General features: G+C 64.5%; 14 protein-coding genes. 9 read left to right on the plus strand and 5 right to left on the minus strand.

The window, feature by feature from the left end; all coding sequences use genetic code 11:
- Positions 1 to 127 precede the first annotated feature (127 nt).
- Positions 128 to 1,993, plus strand: coding sequence for a caspase family protein (locus FNV92_RS12880; RefSeq protein WP_168213236.1), 1,866 nt, complete (start codon positions 128 to 130; stop codon positions 1,991 to 1,993).
- Between the two features lie 292 nt (positions 1,994 to 2,285).
- A complete protein-coding gene (locus FNV92_RS12885; RefSeq protein WP_168213235.1) occupies positions 2,286 to 4,466 on the plus strand; it encodes a putative bifunctional diguanylate cyclase/phosphodiesterase in 2,181 nt (726 codons plus the stop codon).
- A gap of 7 nt (positions 4,467 to 4,473) precedes the next feature.
- On the opposite strand, the gene FNV92_RS12890 is transcribed toward FNV92_RS12885, so the two are convergent.
- Positions 4,474 to 5,187 (minus strand): Crp/Fnr family transcriptional regulator, encoded by a 714-nt coding sequence (locus tag FNV92_RS12890; RefSeq protein ID WP_240536167.1) that lies wholly within the window; start codon positions 5,185 to 5,187, stop codon positions 4,474 to 4,476.
- A 379-nt stretch (positions 5,188 to 5,566) separates the two neighbouring features.
- Here FNV92_RS12890 and FNV92_RS12895 point away from each other — a divergent pair, with 379 nt between their 5' ends.
- A complete protein-coding gene (locus tag FNV92_RS12895) occupies positions 5,567 to 6,922 on the plus strand; it encodes a globin-coupled sensor protein (RefSeq protein WP_083850038.1) in 1,356 nt (451 codons plus the stop codon).
- Between the two features lie 50 nt (positions 6,923 to 6,972).
- Here FNV92_RS12895 and FNV92_RS12900 read toward each other — a convergent pair whose 3' ends face one another.
- Positions 6,973 to 8,145 (minus strand): M20 aminoacylase family protein, encoded by a 1,173-nt coding sequence (locus FNV92_RS12900; protein WP_143840689.1) that lies wholly within the window; start codon positions 8,143 to 8,145, stop codon positions 6,973 to 6,975.
- Positions 8,146 to 8,269: 124 nt separating this feature from the next.
- Complete coding sequence (gene purB / locus FNV92_RS12905) at positions 8,270 to 9,577, minus strand: adenylosuccinate lyase (protein WP_015685098.1); 1,308 nt, start codon at positions 9,575 to 9,577, stop codon at positions 8,270 to 8,272.
- A gap of 574 nt (positions 9,578 to 10,151) precedes the next feature.
- Here purB and FNV92_RS12910 point away from each other — a divergent pair.
- Positions 10,152 to 10,736: a TetR/AcrR family transcriptional regulator gene (locus FNV92_RS12910; protein ID WP_143840688.1), complete on the plus strand. Its 585-nt coding sequence runs from the start codon at positions 10,152 to 10,154 to the stop codon at positions 10,734 to 10,736.
- A 16-nt stretch (positions 10,737 to 10,752) separates the two neighbouring features.
- Here FNV92_RS12910 and FNV92_RS12915 read toward each other — a convergent pair whose 3' ends face one another.
- Both FNV92_RS12915 and FNV92_RS12920 read right to left on the minus strand, forming a co-directional pair.
- Positions 10,753 to 11,406 carry a response regulator gene (locus FNV92_RS12915; RefSeq protein WP_015685100.1) on the minus strand — a complete coding sequence of 218 codons (654 nt, stop codon included), beginning with the start codon at positions 11,404 to 11,406 and terminating at the stop codon, positions 10,753 to 10,755.
- Positions 11,407 to 11,413: 7 nt separating this feature from the next.
- Positions 11,414 to 12,796 (minus strand): sensor histidine kinase, encoded by a 1,383-nt coding sequence (locus FNV92_RS12920; protein WP_143840687.1) that lies wholly within the window; start codon positions 12,794 to 12,796, stop codon positions 11,414 to 11,416.
- 214 nt (positions 12,797 to 13,010) lie between these two features.
- On the opposite strand from FNV92_RS12920, the gene FNV92_RS12925 reads away from it, so the two are divergent.
- The 5 genes from FNV92_RS12925 to FNV92_RS12945 all read left to right on the plus strand — a co-directional run bounded on the left by FNV92_RS12925 (position 13,011) and on the right by FNV92_RS12945 (position 17,378).
- Positions 13,011 to 13,811 (plus strand): MotA/TolQ/ExbB proton channel family protein, encoded by an 801-nt coding sequence (locus FNV92_RS12925; protein ID WP_143840686.1) that lies wholly within the window; start codon positions 13,011 to 13,013, stop codon positions 13,809 to 13,811.
- Positions 13,808 to 14,494: a hypothetical protein gene (locus FNV92_RS12930; RefSeq protein ID WP_143840685.1), complete on the plus strand. Its 687-nt coding sequence runs from the start codon at positions 13,808 to 13,810 to the stop codon at positions 14,492 to 14,494. The genes FNV92_RS12925 and FNV92_RS12930 overlap by 4 nt, the downstream gene beginning before the upstream one ends.
- The gene (locus FNV92_RS12935) at positions 14,487 to 15,092 is read left to right on the plus strand and encodes a hypothetical protein (protein ID WP_143840684.1); all 606 of its coding nucleotides are present in this window, start codon (positions 14,487 to 14,489) and stop codon (positions 15,090 to 15,092) included. The genes FNV92_RS12930 and FNV92_RS12935 overlap by 8 nt, the downstream gene beginning before the upstream one ends.
- Before the next feature lie 117 nt (positions 15,093 to 15,209).
- The gene (locus tag FNV92_RS12940) at positions 15,210 to 15,950 is read left to right on the plus strand and encodes a metallophosphoesterase family protein (protein WP_143840683.1); all 741 of its coding nucleotides are present in this window, start codon (positions 15,210 to 15,212) and stop codon (positions 15,948 to 15,950) included.
- 6 nt (positions 15,951 to 15,956) lie between these two features.
- Positions 15,957 to 17,378 carry a serine/threonine protein kinase gene (locus FNV92_RS12945; RefSeq protein WP_143840682.1) on the plus strand — a complete coding sequence of 474 codons (1,422 nt, stop codon included), beginning with the start codon at positions 15,957 to 15,959 and terminating at the stop codon, positions 17,376 to 17,378.
- Positions 17,379 to 17,389 lie beyond the last annotated feature (11 nt).

Raw genomic sequence — 17,389 nt, forward strand, 5'->3', positions numbered from 1 at the left:
CTTGGCGCCCAAGCTTGTCGTGACTCGGCTTGACGTGGCGTGACCTTTCGCCACGTCCCGGCGCGCATTTGTGTGAGGATTGTCACATAGGGAAAAATTGGCATCGGGTAAGCTTTTGCATAAACTCATGGAATTGCATTCGCGGGGGACACATGTGATTCCGCTTCGGCTATTTGCCTTATTCATATTTGCGATTTGGCTTTCCTGCGCACCGGCCCAGGCCGAGAAGCGCGTGGCGCTGGTGATCGGCAACTCCGCCTACAAGAGCGCCCTCAAGCTCGGCAATCCCGTCAACGACGCCACCCTGGTCGGTGGCATGTTCAAGTTGGCCGGCTTCGACGCCGTCGACGTCAGGCTGGATCTCAATGCCAGCGACATGCGGCGCGCATTGCGGGAATTTGCCGGCCGGACGCGCGATGCAGATGTGGCGGTGGTGTATTATGCCGGCCACGGTATCGAGCTCGACGGAAACAACTATCTCATCCCGACCGACGCAGCACTCGAGAGCGATGGCGACGTTCTCGACGAGACCATTCCGGTCGAGCGCGTGCAATTCGCGGTCGAGCCTGCCAAACAGCTCCGCCTTATCATTCTCGACGCCTGCCGCGACAACCCGTTCGCCAAGACGATGAAGCGCACGCTGGCTTCGCGCGCGATCGGTCGCGGGCTCGCCAAGGTCGAGCCGACCAGCCCCAACACAATGATTGCCTTCGCGGCGAAGGCGGGTTCGACCGCGTCCGACGGCGACACCCGCAACAGCCCGTTCGCCACGGCGATCGCTGAGCATTTGCCTAAGCCGGGCCTCGATTTGCGCAAGGCGTTCGGCTTCGTGCGCGACGACGTGCTCAAACGGACCGGCTACAAGCAGGAGCCGTTCGTCTACGGCTCGCTCGGTGGCGACGACGTGCCTCTGGTTGCGGCCAAGCCCGCGGTGACGGGACCGCAAGCCAACCCGCAAGATGCCATCCGTCGGGATTATGAGCTCGCGCTGCAACTCGCCACGCGCGATGGCTGGGAGGCGTTCCTCGCGCAATATCCCGACGGCTTTTATGCCAACCTCGCCAAGGGCCAGTTGAACAAGATCGCCGCCGAGGAAACGCGTGCGTCGGCCGAGCAAAGGGCGAAGGCGGCCGAACAGGAAAAGGCGAGGCTCGTCGCCGAGCGCGCGCAGAAGGCCGAGCAGGACAAGGCGACTGCGGCGGCCAGGGCGGCCGAAGAGGCGCGGATCGCGGCGGAGAAGCAGAAGCAGATCGAGCAGGCTAGGACCGAGGCGGCCGAACAGCAGCGCAAGGTGGCCGAGGCGGCGGCTGCGAAAGCCTTGGCGGAGAAGCAGGCCGCCGAGAAGGCCAAGGCCGAGCTCGCCGCCAGGCAGGCTGCCGAGAAGGTGGAGCAAGCTGCAAAGCCGACAGCCGATCGGCAGATGCCTGCAGCAGATCAGAAAGTCGCTGCCCTCTCACCTGCGCCGACATCCACCTTGTCCGCGGCTGACCTGACGAAATCCGTGCAGAGCGAACTGCGCCGTGTCGGCTGCCTGTCCACCGCTGCCGACGGTGACTGGAGCGCCGCGTCACAGCGCTCGCTGACGCTGTTCAACAAATATGCCGGCACTCAGTTTGACGCGAAGCTCGCCAGCGTCGATGCTCTCGATGCGCTGAAGGCGAAGCCGGGACGGGTCTGCCCGCTGGTGTGCAATTTCGGCTTCAAGGCCGACGGCGATCAATGCGTGAAGATCGCGTGCCGGCCCGGCTACCGTGTCGGCGACGACAACGAGTGCGAGAAGATCCAGGAGAAGAAGCCGGTTGCGACGCGTGAGGAATCGCGGCGGCGTGACGAGGACCGCAAGCGGAGCGACGCGGCAGCGCCGGCTCCCCAAGCGAGCGGGCAGATCATCTGCAACAACGGCGGATGCAGGCCGGTCGCAAAGGGTTGCCGGCTCGGGTCGGTCCCAAATGCAAACGGCAGCCTCAAAATCACCGGCGAGGTCTGCAACTGATCGCCAGGCCAACGCTCCGAAACCGCGTCATCTGGCCTGGGCCCGTTGCCGTCGTCCATGGCGACCAGGCCTATCGCGTTTTCGCCCATGCTGCCGGGGCTTGATCCAGGTTAAGAACACCGATCAAACGGCCGATTCAAACATTTACCGCAACCAAAGCTGGCGGTCGAAGCTCGGCATGGATGTCGCGATTTTAAGTTCATCTTAGACGGGAGGATGTTCGCATCAGGGCCGGAGGAGTGAGCTTCTGATGCAGTCATTGAGTCGTTCAGAGAGAACCGGCGGATGGGCGATGCTGTTGGTCGCGGCAGCGGTCGTCCTGCAGATCGGCACGGGCACGCTGGTCACGTATGTCCTGCTATTGTGCGCCGTGCTTCTCTGGATCGTGGCACTGGTGGATCGTCCCGATTCAGCGGCGGTTCTCGACCGCGCCATCGAGATCGTACCCGCTGGCATTTGCGTGTTCGCGCCGGATTTGCGGGTCGTCGCCAGTAACGAGCAATTTGCCAGCATCCATGGTTTGACGCGCGCGGACGTCGAACCTGGAACGCCGCTGCGTCGAATTGTCGAAACCCGGAAGGCCGGGCAGGACGCGCCGGACGGGGACATCGACGCCATCGGCGAGGCCGGCGTCGTGAGGACGTCGCGGTCGATCCTTGAGCTTCGCGACGGCCGGTTCATTTCGGTCTCGCGACATCCGATGGCCGGCGGCGGACTGATCGAGGTGCATCGGGATATCACCAGCGAACGGCTGGCCGAAATCCACGCCAATGAAACGATCCAAGAGCTGATCGAGAAGCAATACGCCATCGATCAGGCCGTGATCGTCGCGATAACGGACGTGAAGGGGGGCATCAACTACGTCAATGACAATTTCTGCGCGATCAGCGGCTATTCACGTGACGAGCTCATCGGACAAAATCATCGTCTGCTGAAATCGGGCGTCCATCCCCGGGAACTCTTCCGCGACATGTACCGCCGCCTGGCGAGCGGGCATGTCTGGCGCGGCGAGCTGTGCAACCGTGCCAAGTCGGGTAGGCTGTACTGGGTGGATACGGTGATCACGCCGCAACTCGGCCCCGACGGCAAGCCCGTCGCCTACATGGCCATCCGGGTCGACATCACGGCGAGGAAGGAGGCCGAAGCGCAACTGTCATTCGCCGCCACGCACGATTCCCTGACCGGCCTGCTGAACCGGTGCGCGCTGTTCGATCAGGCGAGAATTGGCCTCGGGTCCGACGTGCAGCCGAGCGGATTGAGCGTTCATCTGATCGATCTCGACGGGTTCAAGCGCGTCAACGATACGTTCGGACACGATGTCGGCGACGAGCTGCTCAAGGCGGTCGCCTTGCGGCTGCGGTCGCTCGCTTCGGACCTGGATCTCGTTGCACGATTGGGCGGCGATGAGTTCGCGATGATCCGGCGTGGAGGCCACGACCTGCGCGAGGCCGCCCTGCATCTCGGTCGCCAAATAGTCGAGACCATTGCCGAGCCATTCGAGATCGAGGGCCATCGGCTCGATATCAGTGCAAGCGTCGGGATCGTGCTCTGTCCGGAGCAAGGCTCGAACCCCGCCGATCTCTTGAAGAAGGCGGATCTGGCTCTTTATGAAGTCAAGGCGGCGGGCCGTGACGGCCATCGCCTCTATCAGCCGGCGATGCTCGAGGCAGTCAAGACTGAAAAGGCCCTGGAGGCGGACCTGCGTCGCGCAATCTCTGCGCGAGAGTTCGAACTGCACTACCAGCCCATTCTCGATGTCGAAACCCGCGCGGTCCACACCGCCGAGGCCCTGGTGCGGTGGCGTCATCCCGTCGAGGGTCTCATCGCACCGGACCGGTTCATCGCCCTTGCCGAGCGCACGGGCCTCATCCAGCCCCTCAGCGAATGGATCATTCAACGGGCGTGCCTGGATGCGGTGTCCTGGTCGCCCGGCGTCCAGCTCGCGGTCAATGTGTCCGCTACCCAGTTCAAGCGCGGCAATCTGTTCGATGTCGTCATGCGGGCATTGCTTCGATCGGGCTTGAACCCGCGGCGGCTGCAAATCGAAGTCACCGAAACGGTCCTGCTGGAGCAGCAATCCGAGCAGCTGCAGACGTTCCGGCGACTGAAAGCGATGGGGGCTACGCTCGTGCTCGACGATTTCGGTACGGGGTTTTCGTCGGCGAGCTATCTGACGAACTTTCCGTTCGACAAGATCAAGATCGACAAGTCCTTCATACAAGGCCTGCCCAGGCGGGAATGTGCGGCGGTGATCGCCTCGGCGGTCGTGCTGGCGAAGGGGTTGGGAATCAGCGTCACTGCCGAGGGAATAGAGACCGAGTCCCAGTTCGAGGACGTTCGTTCGATGGGAATTGATTTCGCGCAGGGATATCTGTTCGGCCGCCCGGTGCCCTATAGTCAGTTCATGTGCGCGCCGGTGATCCAGGACGATCCAGGCCGGGTCCGCCGAACGGCAGCAGTTGGAGGGGGGTGAGGCCCGCTCAGCTCAAGGCACCGAGCCGCTGCAGCTCACGCAGATCGAATACTTCGAGCACGCCGTTCGACAGATCCGCGAGGCGGCGTTCCCGGAAGGTACTGAGGACGCGGCTGACATGAACCGGCGTCAGCCCGACGGCATCGGCGATATGCTGTTGGCGGAGCGGGACCCGGTAGCGCTCGTCGCGGATCACGTTGCGGCTCGCAATTCGCTTCATGAGCTGCAGGAACAGATGGGCGATGCGTTCCTCCGCCGAGAACTGGCCAAGTGCGGCAATCGTCTCGTCCGCCGTCCTGACCTCGTTTGCACAACACTCCGCTGCGGCCCACAGGATGTGCACGTTCATTGCGATGCGTGCCTGGACTTCTGTCCGCTTCATCGTGCTCACCTGGATCGCTGTCAGAGCCTTGACCGAAAAGTGCAGGCGCTCATGAAGCAGCGAGCCGACGAGGACGTCACCTGGCAGCAGGAAGCCGAGTATTTGCCGCCGGCCGTTGGGCATCTGAAGAAAGCGGAATCCCCAGCCGGCGCAGAAAACATAGATGTCGGGAGAGGTCTGGTTCGCGGTCAGCAACTGCCGTCCGGCCGGGACCACGAGATGATGCTGCCAATCGGATTTGCCGGTCGATTCCGCTGGTACCGTGCTTTCAAAAATCGCAGCACAGAATCCAGACGTGCCGCTCTTCGGGCAAGTTGCACAAGGCGAGATGTCCTTCATATCTGGCTGAAGTCGCCACTGCGCTGCCGCATCGTTGCGGATCCTCCGGATGTTATCGAACCAATATCATCCGTAACACCTTTGTATAGTCAACAGCTCTTTCGTCGCAAATTTCGGAGGGCAGAAATTTGGAAACTGTCCGAACGATGCGAGGAGAACATCCGATCGATTGATCTTTGCGAGGGGCGCACGTTCGAGGCGAAACTCACTCCGGGGATGTTGATGTGCGTTATTAATCTGCATCAAATCTCGCCAACGCGCGTTGATTTGCACTCAGTCAAACTTAACCGAGAGAGATGATACTGCCCGGCATTGAGCTTGCCGCGTGATTGTTCGTTTGCAGCGTTTCGCCTCCGATGGATTGCAAAGGGCGTTCTCCATGACACTCGCGCCGATGGTAAATGACGACAGTCAGGATCGTGACGGACGCATGCGCTTCATGCGCATCGATGCGGACACCGGCGAGCTATTGCGCGGATTCTGGGCGTCGGTCGAGCACGCGCTGCCGGATATCCTCGACGGGTTCTATCGGCATGTGTCGAGCGAGCCGCGGCTTGCAGCCTTGATCGGCGACGACATGCCGCGGCTGAAAAAGGCCCAAAGCTCGCACTGGGCACGCCTGTTCAACGGCCGGTTCGATCGCGACTACCTGCACGGCGTGCGCATGATTGGGCTGATACACAACAAGATCGGCCTGGAGCCGCGTTGGTATATCGGCGGTTACAACTTCGTCCTGTGCCGGCTGGTGGCCTTGGCCGTCAGCAAATATCGATGGACACCGGCGCGGATGACCAGCGTGCTCGCCGCCCTCAACACCGCCGTGATGCTGGACATGGACATTGCCATCTCCGCGTATCAGGAGGCAATGCTGGCGGAAAGACAGAAGCAGCAGGAGACGATCGCCGCGGCCATTCGAGGTTTCGATGGCCGAATGAAGATCGTGCTGGAGAGACTGGGGAGCTCGGCGGCCGGCCTGCAAGGCGTCGCCAACGCGCTCACTGCAAGCGCGGAACGCTCGACCCGGCAATCGAGCGCGGTGGCTGCCGGCTCGGAAGAAGCATCGACCAATGTCCAGGCCGTGGCAGCTTCGACCGAGCAGCTCACCTCTTCGATCAAGGAGATCGGCCGTCAGGTTTCCGAATCGACCAGAATGACCGGCGTGGCCGTCGATCAGGCGGCCCGTTCCGGTGCCGCGATCGAAAGTCTCGCCAAGGCGGCGCAGAGGATCGGCGACGTGGTCGAGTTGATCAACACGATCGCATCCCAGACCAATCTCCTTGCGCTGAATGCGACGATCGAGGCGGCGCGCGCCGGCGAGGCCGGCCGGGGCTTTGCGGTGGTCGCGTCCGAGGTCAAGGCGCTGGCGGAGCAGACGGCGAAGGCGACCGGCGAGATCGGTCAGCAGATTCTCTCGATCCAGGAAGCGACCAAGGAGTCGGTCGGTGTCATTCGCCAGATCGGTGCAACCATCTCGTCCGTCGATGAGATTGCTACCGCGATTGCGGCCGCGGTCGAACAACAGGGCGTGGCAACCGCCGAGATCGCGCGCAACGTCCAGGAGGCGGCGCAGGGGACGCACGATGTGTCCAGCAACATCGGTGGGGTGAGCCACGCCGCGAGTGAGACCGGCATCACCGCATCCGAGCTGTTGACAGCCTCTCAGGAGCTTTCGGGCCAGACCGATGCGCTCCGCTCCGAAGTCGAAGACTTCTTTGCGGTGATTCGGGCGGCCTGAAACCGGAAGGCATCGGGTTAGTCTATCGCCTAACCCGCTCTTCGATCAGACTACCCCGCCGGCATCCGCGTCTCGACCAGCCGCGCCCAGAACGATGCGCCGTGGCCGAGGATGTTGTCGTTGAAGACATAGGCGGGGTGGTGGCACTCGTTGCCGTCGCCCATGCCGACCAGCACCATCGCGCCGGGACGCGCTTCCAGCATGAAGGAGAAGTCTTCGGCGCCCATCATCGGAATGAACTTGTCGTTGACGCGGTCGGTGCCGACGATGTCGCGGGCGACGTCGGCGGCAAGGCCGGCCTCACGCGCATGGTTCATCGTCACCGGATACATCCGCGTGTATTTGGTCTCGGCCGAGCCGCCATAGGCGCGGGCGATGCTGTCGGCGACTTCCCCGATGCGGCGCTCGACGAGATCGCGCACCTCAGGATCGAGCGTGCGCACGGTGCCGCCGAGCTCGGCCCTTTCGGGGATGATGTTGAAGGCGGTGCCGGAGTGGAACTGGGTGATCGAGATGACGGCGGACTTCAGCGGATCGACGTTGCGCGCGACGATCGATTGCAGCGCGCCCACGATCTGCGAGCCGATCAGCACGCTGTCGACGGACTTGTGCGGACCGGCGCCGGCGTGGCCACCCTTGCCGTGGACGATGATCTGGATGTTGTCGGAGGAGGCGAGCATCGCGCCGGGCGTGGTGGCGAAATGGCCTTCGGGCAGGCCGGGCATGTTGTGCATGCCGTAGACCTCCTGGATGTTCCAGCGCGTCATCAGCCCGTCCTCGACCATGGCCTTGCCGCCGCCGCCGCCTTCCTCGGCCGGCTGGAAGATCATGATCGCGGTGCCGTCGAAATTGCGCGTCTCGGACAGATATTTTGCCGCGCCCAGCAGCATCGCGGTGTGGCCGTCATGGCCGCAGGCGTGCATCTTTCCGGGGACCTTGGAGGCGTAGGCGACGCCCGATGTCTCCATGATCGGCAGCGCGTCCATGTCGGCGCGCAGTCCAATGGTCTTGCCCGAGGCCGATTTGCGGCCGCGGATCACGCCGACGACGCCGGTGCGGCCGATGCCCGTCACCACCTCGTCGCAGCCGAACTCGCGCAGCTTGTCGGCGACGATGCCGGCGGTGCGGTGGACTTCGTAAAGTAGCTCGGGGTTCTCGTGGAAGTCGTGGCGCCAGGCGGCCATTTCGTCGGAGAGGGCGGCAACGCGGTTGACGATGGGCATGGGGGGATCCGTTTTTGTTGTCGTTCGTAGTTTGTAGGGTGAGTTAGCGTAGCGTAACCCACCGCGTTGGTTTCAGCGGAGAAAGAAGGGTGGGTTACGCCTTCGGCTAACCCACCCTACGACCCTACGCTTCCCCGAACACGCGCTTGAAGATCGTGTCGACGTGCTTGAGGTGATAGCTGAGGTCGAACTGCTCCTCGATCTCGGCGTCGGTGAGATATTTCTTCACCTCGGCGTCCTTCTTCAGCAGAACAAGGAAGTCGCCTTCGCCGCGCCAGACCGGCATGGCGTTACGCTGCACGAGCTTGTAGGCGTCCTCGCGGCTTGCGCCCTTCTGCGTCAGCGCCAGCAGCACCCGCTGCGAATGTACGAGGCCGCCGAGGCGGTCGAGGTTCTTCTGCATGTTGGCGGGATACACCAGCAGCTTGTCGATCAGGCCGGCGAGGCGCACCAGCGCGAAGTCGAGCGTCACGGTCGCGTCCGGACCCATCATGCGCTCGGCGGAGGAGTGCGAGATGTCGCGCTCGTGCCAGAGCACCACGTTCTCCAGCGCCGGCGTCACATAGGCGCGCACCATGCGCGACAGGCCGGTGAGGTTTTCCGACAGCACCGGGTTGCGCTTGTGCGGCATCGAGGACGAGCCCTTCTGCCCTTCGGAGAAGAACTCTTCGGCCTCCAGCACCTCGGTGCGCTGCATGTGGCGGATCTCCACCGCGATGCGCTCGACCGACGAGGCGATCACGCCCAGCGTCGAGAAATACATGGCGTGACGGTCGCGCGGAATCACCTGCGTCGAGATCGGCTCGGGCACGAGGCCCATCGCCTTGGCGACGTGCTCTTCGACGCGCGGATCGATCTGCGCGAAGGTGCCGACGGCACCGGAAATGGCGCAGGTCGCCACTTCCTTGCGCGCCGCGATCAGGCGCTGCTTGGCGCGCGAGAATTCGGCATAGGCATAGGCGAGCTTGAGGCCGAAGGTGACGGGCTCGGCGTGGATGCCGTGGGACCGGCCGATGGTCGGCGTCATCTTGTGCTCGAAGGCACGCTTCTTCAGCGCCGCCAGCACCTTGTCGAGATCGGCGAGCAGCAGGTCGGCGGCGCGGGTGAGCTGGACGTTGAGGCAGGTGTCGAGCACGTCGGAGGAGGTCATGCCCTGGTGCACGAAGCGCGCCTCGGGGCCGACGATCTCGGCAAGGTGGGTCAGGAAGGCGATGACGTCGTGCTTGGTCTCGCGCTCGATCTCGTCGATGCGGGCCACGTCGAAGGTGGCGTCTTTGGCCTTGGCCCAGACCGTCTTGGCGGCTTCCTTGGGGATCGTCCCGAGCTCGGCGAGGGCATCCGCGGCATGCGCCTCGATCTCGAACCAGATCTTGAACCGGGTCTGCGGCTCCCAGATCGAGGCCATTTCCGGACGGGTATAGCGGGGGATCATTGGACGACTCCAGATAGGTGGGCGGGCGGCCCAAGAGGGCTGCGACCCGCCAAAATGCTTTTTACGCCGTGATTTAGCAGAGCGAGCAGGGCGAAACAAACGGTCTGGGGCCGCGCTGAGGGGGATCGCCGAGCTTTCCACCGGCCCGGCCACCCAGGAGGGTTCCGAGAGAGGATGGGTCCACCTGCAAATATTCACTGTCAATCACGGATCATTGACTGACAGATATTGAAATCTGTCAGCGAGACGTGTATATCCGTTCCCGGACGCTCCGATTGGGCGTCCCGTGGTGATCCCTCCCGGGGAGCTCGAGGTTCGTAACGACTGCGGATCCAAGGCGTAATTTTGGGGTGGGGACCGCGGACGAATGGAGATTTAAGACAATGACGACCGAAATCATCAATCTCACCGGCACGATTGGGCATTGGCTCAATTTGCTGGTGGCGCGCCAGATAGCGGCGCAGGCTGCAAAACTGCCTCATTAAGGCGAGAGCTTTCCGAACGACCGGCACGGGCGCTTCGGAAAGCACCCATCGCCGGGTAACCAAGCCCTCAACGGGAAAATGGTGTTGGCATGAATGAAGCCGTTATCTTGACGCCGGAGCGGATCCTCGAAGTCACCGAGGACGTGCTGCGGCGCTACGGGCTTGCCAAGGCCACCGTGGTCGACGTTGCCCGTGCGCTCGATGTGAGCCACGGCAGCGTCTATCGCCACTTCCCGAGCAAGGCTTCGTTGCGCGAGGCCGTTGCCAAACGCTGGCTTGACCGCATCGACGCGCCGTTGCTGGCGATCGCCGAGGAGCAGGGCCCCGCGCCGGTGCGGCTCGACCGCTGGCTTCGCACGCTGTTCGCCGCCAAGCGTTCGCGCGTGCTCGACGACCCCGAGATGTTCGACACCTATCTGACGCTGGCGCGGGAAGCCTGTGCGGCCGTGAAGTGCCACAAGGACACGATGATCGACCAGATCGCGGCTATCCTGGCCGACGGCGTGACGCAGGGCGTCTTCGCCGTGGACGACGTCAAGGCAACCGCGCGCGCTGTCTTCGATGCGACCAGCCGATTCCATCATCCGGGCCATGCCGACGAGTGGAAGGACGCGGATCTGCAGGCACGCGTGGATGCGACCTTGGCGCTGCTGCTGCGCGGGTTGAAGGCCTAAACTTCCTTAACCTCTCCTAAATCCTCGTCAGTCCACACGTCGCGGCCAGCCGCACCAGCTGTGCGTCCGTGCGCGCACCGGTCTTGGTCTTGATCAGGTAGTGATAGTTCTGCACCGTCTTCACACTGAGATTGAGATGCGCCGCGATCTGTTCGGTGGTGGCCCCGCCGGCGAACTGGCGCAGGATCTCGATCTCGCGCTCGCCCAACTGATCCAGCACTGAGCCGGTCGGCGACAGGCTCTCCTCGGCCAGGATATGTGCGATGTCGTCGCTCATGGCACGTTCGCCCCGGGCGATGCTGCGGATCGCGGCAACGACCGCGGACGGTTCGCTGCTCTTGGTGACGAAGCCAGCGGCGCCGGCGCCGAAGGCGGCCTTCACCAGCACGGCCTCGTTGTGCATGGTGAAGACGAGAATCCGCGCCCGCGGGGACCACGCGCGGATGTTGCGGATCGCCTCCAGCCCGCTCGCGCCGGGCATCGAGATATCCAGCAGGACAACGTCGGGATCGTGCGCCTTGAAGGCGGTGTAGGCATCCGCGGCGTTGTCGGCTTCCGCCACGACGTGAAGGTTCCCCTGGCTTTCCAGCACGCGACGGTAGCCTTGCCGCACGATTGGATGATCGTCCACCAGCAGCACGGAGATGCCTGTCGTTGCAACCTCGCTCATCGAGCCCTCATGCGGCGAGCGGAATGGTGGCGGCGACGCTCAGGCCGCCTCTGGCGGGCAGGATCGACAGCGATCCGCCGGCGGCCGCCACGCGTTCGCGAATACCGGTGAGACCGAAGCCGGCCGACCGCGCAACGCGGGTCGCATCGCCGCCGCCGTCATCCTCGACGCGGATCAGAAGCGCATCGTCCTCGCCCACGCGCCGCTCGACGCACAAGGAAATCTCGCGTGCCGAGCTGTGGCGCAGCGCGTTGGTCAGGCATTCCTGGGCGATGCGATAGGCGGTGGTGGCAGCCGCGCCGCTGATGTCGGTGAGATCGCCCCTGAGATCGAGCTGGATCGTCGGCCGCGCCGTGCTCTGGGAACGCCAGCTGTCGACGAGATTGACGAGGCTGGCCTCGAGCCCGAGCTCCTCGGGCAGAGGATTGCGGAGGCGCTTGAGCGCATCGCGCAGCGAGGCCATCAGATGATGGGTGGCTTGCGAGATCATGCGCGCGTCCTGCGCGATGCCGATATCCTTGCCCTCATCCTTGCCTTCCTTCGCGCTCGCCGTCTCGATGGTGTTGGCGAAGGCGAGGATGGCCGAGAGATTCTGCCCGAACTCGTCGTGCAGCTCGCGGGCGAGCGCGCGGCGCTCGTCGTCGCGGATCTCGATCAGGCGCCGGGTGAGCGCCGCGCGCTGCTCGGTCGCTTCTTCCAACCGGCCGCCGAGCTGGCTAACGGCGCCGCCGATCATCGCAAGCTCCATCGAACGGAAGCGCGGCAGCTTCGTGCGGTAATGGCCGCGCGCCATGCGCTGGAGCGCAGTGACGATGGTGCGCGCCGGCGCCAGCGCATGCGCGATCGCAATCGAGGCCAGAAGCGCGATCGCCACCGCCATCAAGAGCGCAACGTCGATCACGTTGAGGATGTACTCCCAGGCGAGCGTGATCGCGGCTGCTGCATCCGGTGTCGCGACGACGGCGCCGGCCGCCGCGGCGCGCGGACTGACGGGGCGCACGACCTCGGCGTGGCTGCCGAGGAAGGTCGGCACGATCGAGGCGAACCAGCGCGGTGGCGTCTTGCCGATGCCCTGGCTCTGGCCGCAGAGCGGCTTTTCGAATGCCGCGGCCGGCTGGAACTCGACGCACACGCCGGGGGAGATCAGCTTCATCATATCGAGGGTACGCCAGTCCGGAACCGGCAACAGATGCTCGCGCGCTCTGCTGCTGCGCAACAGGAGTTCCTGCCAGTACAGCGCTTGAAGCGCATGCGCGACCCGCTGCGCCGAGGCGGCAGTCGCCCGGTCGACACTGCGGTAGGCGTCGAACGTGGCCCACACGGTCGCCGCGCCAAGGCAGAGCGCGACGATGAGAAGCAGACGGGCGACAAGCTGAAGCACGAGGCGCATGCGATCACCCTCAACGTTTGGTAGGGTCAGCCTAACAACGCCGCCGCGCCTTGCCAATTGCAGGGTTCGGGCCGGATCGCAGGTCGGGCAAATTTCCCAAGCCGGATTGGGCATGGCTCTTTGGACGGGGCGCGGCGACTTTGATCTAATCGGCGAGGAAGCGTTGCAGGTCAGTCCTTGCAAGCCAGTCCCTGCAAGCCAGGAGCAGTGCAGCATGAGTTCGATGACGATTGGGCCGATCGCGGGCTCTGCTGCCGACCCGTCCGAGCGCAGCGCGCTGCTGTTCTGGATGATCTTCACCGGGCTTTCGGTCTTCGCCGTCGTGCTGCTGTGGCGGTTCGGCCTGATCCGTCTGATGCTGGCTTCGGACCGCACCTACATCTCCAGCGTGATCGCGCTGCTCTATGTTCTGACCTGTGGTCACTGCTTCCTGCGCACACGGGCGATCGCCCGTGAAGGCGCGGCGGCCCGACGCTGCCGCGCGGTGCTCGCGGCGCCCGGGGGCAGCAAGGCGCTGGATGCGAGCGCGGCGACGCTGCCGCACGGGCTGGTGCGTGACCACATCGAGAGCCTGGTGACCAAGGCCGCTGCGCAGGACTACCGGCGGGTCGACCAGACGCTCCTGCTGAGGACACTCGCCGACCGCCTGAGGGGCTCCAACGGTTTCGGCGCGTTCGTCTCGGACACGCTGATGAAGCTCGGATTGCTCGGCACCATCGTCGGCTTCATCATCATGCTGGCGCCGATCGCGGGGCTCGATGCCGCCGACAAGGTCGCGATGCGCTCGTCGATGGGGCTGATGAGCGACGGCATGGCGGTCGCGATGTACACGACGCTGGCGGGCCTGGTCGGCTCGATCCTGGTCCGCATCCAGTACTACATGCTGGATGCCGCGACCCAGCGGGTATTCTCGGACGCGGTGGTGCTGACCGAGACCTATGTGACGCCGGTGCTGGAGCGCCAAGGCGTTGAACCTAAAGGCGTTGAACCTAAAGGCGCTGGAACCTCGTCATGATGGACGACTTTGGTCTCTATCCGCGCGAGGAGCCGTTCGATCCGCTGGGCGTGATGCTGTTCAAGGCGCTCCAGGTGATCGCGTTCCTGTTCTTCCTGGCGCTGCTCGCGGTCTCGCCGGATGCCAAGGAAGGCAAGATCGACTCCAAGGCGGAGTTCATGATCACGCTGGACTGGCCAGACAGCCACCCCGACGATCTCGACCTGTTCGTGCAGGATCCCGCCGGCAACATCGCCTGGTATCGCCATCGCGAGGCCGGCTTCCTCACGCTCGACCGCGACGACCGTGGCGGCGCCAACGATTTCATCATGGTCAACGGCAAGAAGATCGCCTCGCCCATCCGCGAGGAGATCGTCACCGTGCGCGGCATCGTCCCCGGGGAATACACCGTCAACGTCTCGCATTTCGCCGCAACGACCGGCGAGCCGGTGACGGCGAATGTGAAGGTGCAGAAGCTCAATCCGACCGCGCAGGTGGTCTTCGACAACAAGTTCACGCTCGATCATACCGGCCACGAGAAGACGGCGGTGCGGTTCCGACTCGATGCCGAAGGCAAGGTGGTCAATGTGGACCAGCGGCCGAAATCGCTGCTGGAGACGTTCCGTAGCAGCTGGCGCAACGGCGCCGATCTCGATCCGAGTACCGGTGTGAGCAAGAACGCTGCGAGGGTGCGCCGTGACTAGTCTGCAAACGGTCATCCTCACGCTGTCGGTGGCCTACGCCGCGATAGGCGCGCTGCTGCTGGTCGTGCTGGTCTATGCGCGGCTGCACTGGTCGCTGAAGGCGGTAGCGGTGGTCGTGACCAGCGCCTTCTATGTCGTCAGCTTCACGGAAATGCGCGGGCTGCTCGGCTGGGCCAGCGCTGACCGGCTGCCCACGTCCTTCAAGCTGCTCCAGGCGCGCATCGTCGAGCCGCATTCGCTCGAGGGCGATCCCGGCTCGGTCTATCTCTGGGTCGAGCAGCTGGACGAGGACAATCGCCCGAGCGGCATCCCCCGGGCCTTCCGCATGCCCTACGAAGACAGGCTGGCCGACAAGACCCACGCAGCGCAGAACGAGATCGCGCTGGGGCATCCGCAAGGCGGGCGCGCGGCCGATTTCGGCGGCGGTGACGGCAGCCTGATCGACATGGTCCGGGAATACGTGACGCCCAAGACGATCGTGGAGACGACCGGCGGCGATTCCTCGACCGGTGAATTCATTGCGCCGCCGGCCGGCGCGCAAGGCGCCCTGTTCACGCCACTGCCGCCGCCCCGGATGCCGCCAAAGGACGAGCAATAGCCTCTTCACCATCGCGGGGTGCCCGCGCTGGTAAACATTCCCGTGCTGGCGCATCCTGTTGACCTCCCTCAATTTGGCCTTATCGGCTTCCAATAAGAAGTTGAGGGTGGAGGGCGCGTGCTTCTCGCTGTTTTCTCGGATATCCACGGCAACCGGCAGGCGTTCGAGGCGTGCCTGAAGGCGGCGCGTGCGAAGGGCGCGGAGCGGTTCGTCCTGCTCGGCGATTTCGTCGGCTATGGCGCGGATCCCGAATGGGTCGTGGACACCGCGATGGAGCTGGCGGCCCAGGGGGCCGTCGCCGTGCGCGGCAATCATGATGAAGCCGTCAACACCACGACCGAGACCATGAATGCCGAGGCGCAGATCGCGATCGAATGGACCCGCGGGCGGCTCGACGTCGCGCAGCGGCGCTTTCTGGCCGAGCTGCCGATGACTGTGGACGAGAAGGAGCGCCTTTACGTCCACTCGGAGGCTTCACAGCCGACGCGCTGGCACTATGTCCGTGCCACCGCCGACGCGGCCAAGAGCCTGATCTCGACCCCCGCCCATGTCACCTTCTGCGGCCACGTCCATCGCCCCGCGCTCTATTCGATGTCGGTGACGGCGAAGATGACGAGCTTCGTGCCGAAGACCGACGTTCCCGTGCAGCTCCTGCGCGGGCGGCAATGGCTGGCGGTGCTGGGCTCGGTCGGCCAGCCCCGCGACGGCGATCCATCCGCGGCGTTCGTTCTGTTCGACACGGAGTCGTGCGAGATCACCTATTGCCGCGCGCCCTATGACATCGCGAGCGCTGCGAACAAGATTCGCGAGAATGGCCTGCCGCCTTGGCTGGCCGATCGCCTGTCGCTGGGGCGCTAGAGACCGATGCCCAAACCTCTGGTCAAATCAGGCGCGGTGATCGACGGCTACACCATCGGCGAATGCGTCCATGCCGGCGGCATGGCGACGCTGTGGACCGTCACCCATCCCGGCATCGACGTGCCGCTGCTGATGAAGATCCCGCGGGTCTCGGAGGGCGAGGATCCCGCCGCGATCGTCTCCTTCGAGATGGAGATGATGATCCTGCCCCGACTCGCTGGTCCGCATGTCCCGGCCTGCTTCGGTACCGGCGATTTCGCGCACCAGGCCTATGCCGTGATCGAGCGCATTCCGGGCATCACGCTCTACAAGCGGTTGCCGGATTTGCCGCTGCCTTACGAGGAGGCGCGGCTGCTGGTGTCGAAGATCGCGGCCGCGCTGGCCGATCTGCACCGGCAGAACGTGATCCATCACGACATCAAGCCGAGCAGCATCATGTTCCGTGATAGCGGCGAAGCCGTGCTGATCGACTACGGCCTGTCGCACCACAACCATTTGCCGGATTTGTTGCAGGAGGAATTCCGACTGCCTTACGGCACCGCGCCCTATATGGCGCCGGAACGGCTGCTCGGCGTGCGCGACGATCCGCGCAGCGATCTGTTCTCGCTCGGCGTGCTGCTCTACTTCTTCACGACCGGCGAGCGGCCGTTCGGCGAGGGCGAGACGCTGCGCGCGATGCGGCGCAGGCTGTGGCGCGATCCGCATCCGCCGCGCGAATTGCGTGCCGACTATCCACCCTGGCTGCAGGAGGTGGTGCTGCGGTGTCTGGAGATCGAGCCGGTCCGGCGCTACCCCACCGCGTCCCAGCTCGCCTTCGATCTGGCCCATCCGGACCAGGTCAGGCTGACCGCGCGTTCGGAGCGGATGAAGCGCGATCCCTGGAGCGTCGCCTGGCGGCGCCGCTTCAACCAGGGCGTCATGGCGCCGCGTGCGAAATCCGACGTTGCCGCCCAGATCGCCTCCAGCCCGATCATCGCGGTTGCGCTCGACGCCGCGGAAGGCGCGCCCGAATTGAACGAGGCGCTGCGCGTGACGACCGAGCGCATCCTTGCCACGTTGCCGTCGGCGCGGCTTGCCTGCGTCAATGTGCTGAAGCTCAATCGCCTTGCGGTCGACCGGACGCTGGACGAGCAGGGCTCCAACAAGCATGTCGACCGCCTGGTGGCGCTCAGGCATTGGGCGACGCCGCTCAAGCTGGACGAGAGCCGGCTGTCGGTTCATGTGCTGGAAGCGGTCGATCCCGCCTCGGCGCTGCTGGAGTTCGCCGAGGTCAACCAGGTCGACCATGTGATCATCGGCGCGCGGCAGAGCTCGTTCCGGCGCACGCTGCTCGGCAGCGTTTCGGCCAAGGTGGCCGCGGAATCGGCCTGCACCGTGACCGTGGTGCGACCGCCCCGGATGGCTGCGGATGCGGAAGAGGCCAGGTAGGCCTCGATCCG

Origin of the sequence: Bradyrhizobium cosmicum, assembly GCF_007290395.2 — a bacterium.
GTDB classification, from domain to species: domain Bacteria; phylum Pseudomonadota; class Alphaproteobacteria; order Rhizobiales; family Xanthobacteraceae; genus Bradyrhizobium; species Bradyrhizobium cosmicum.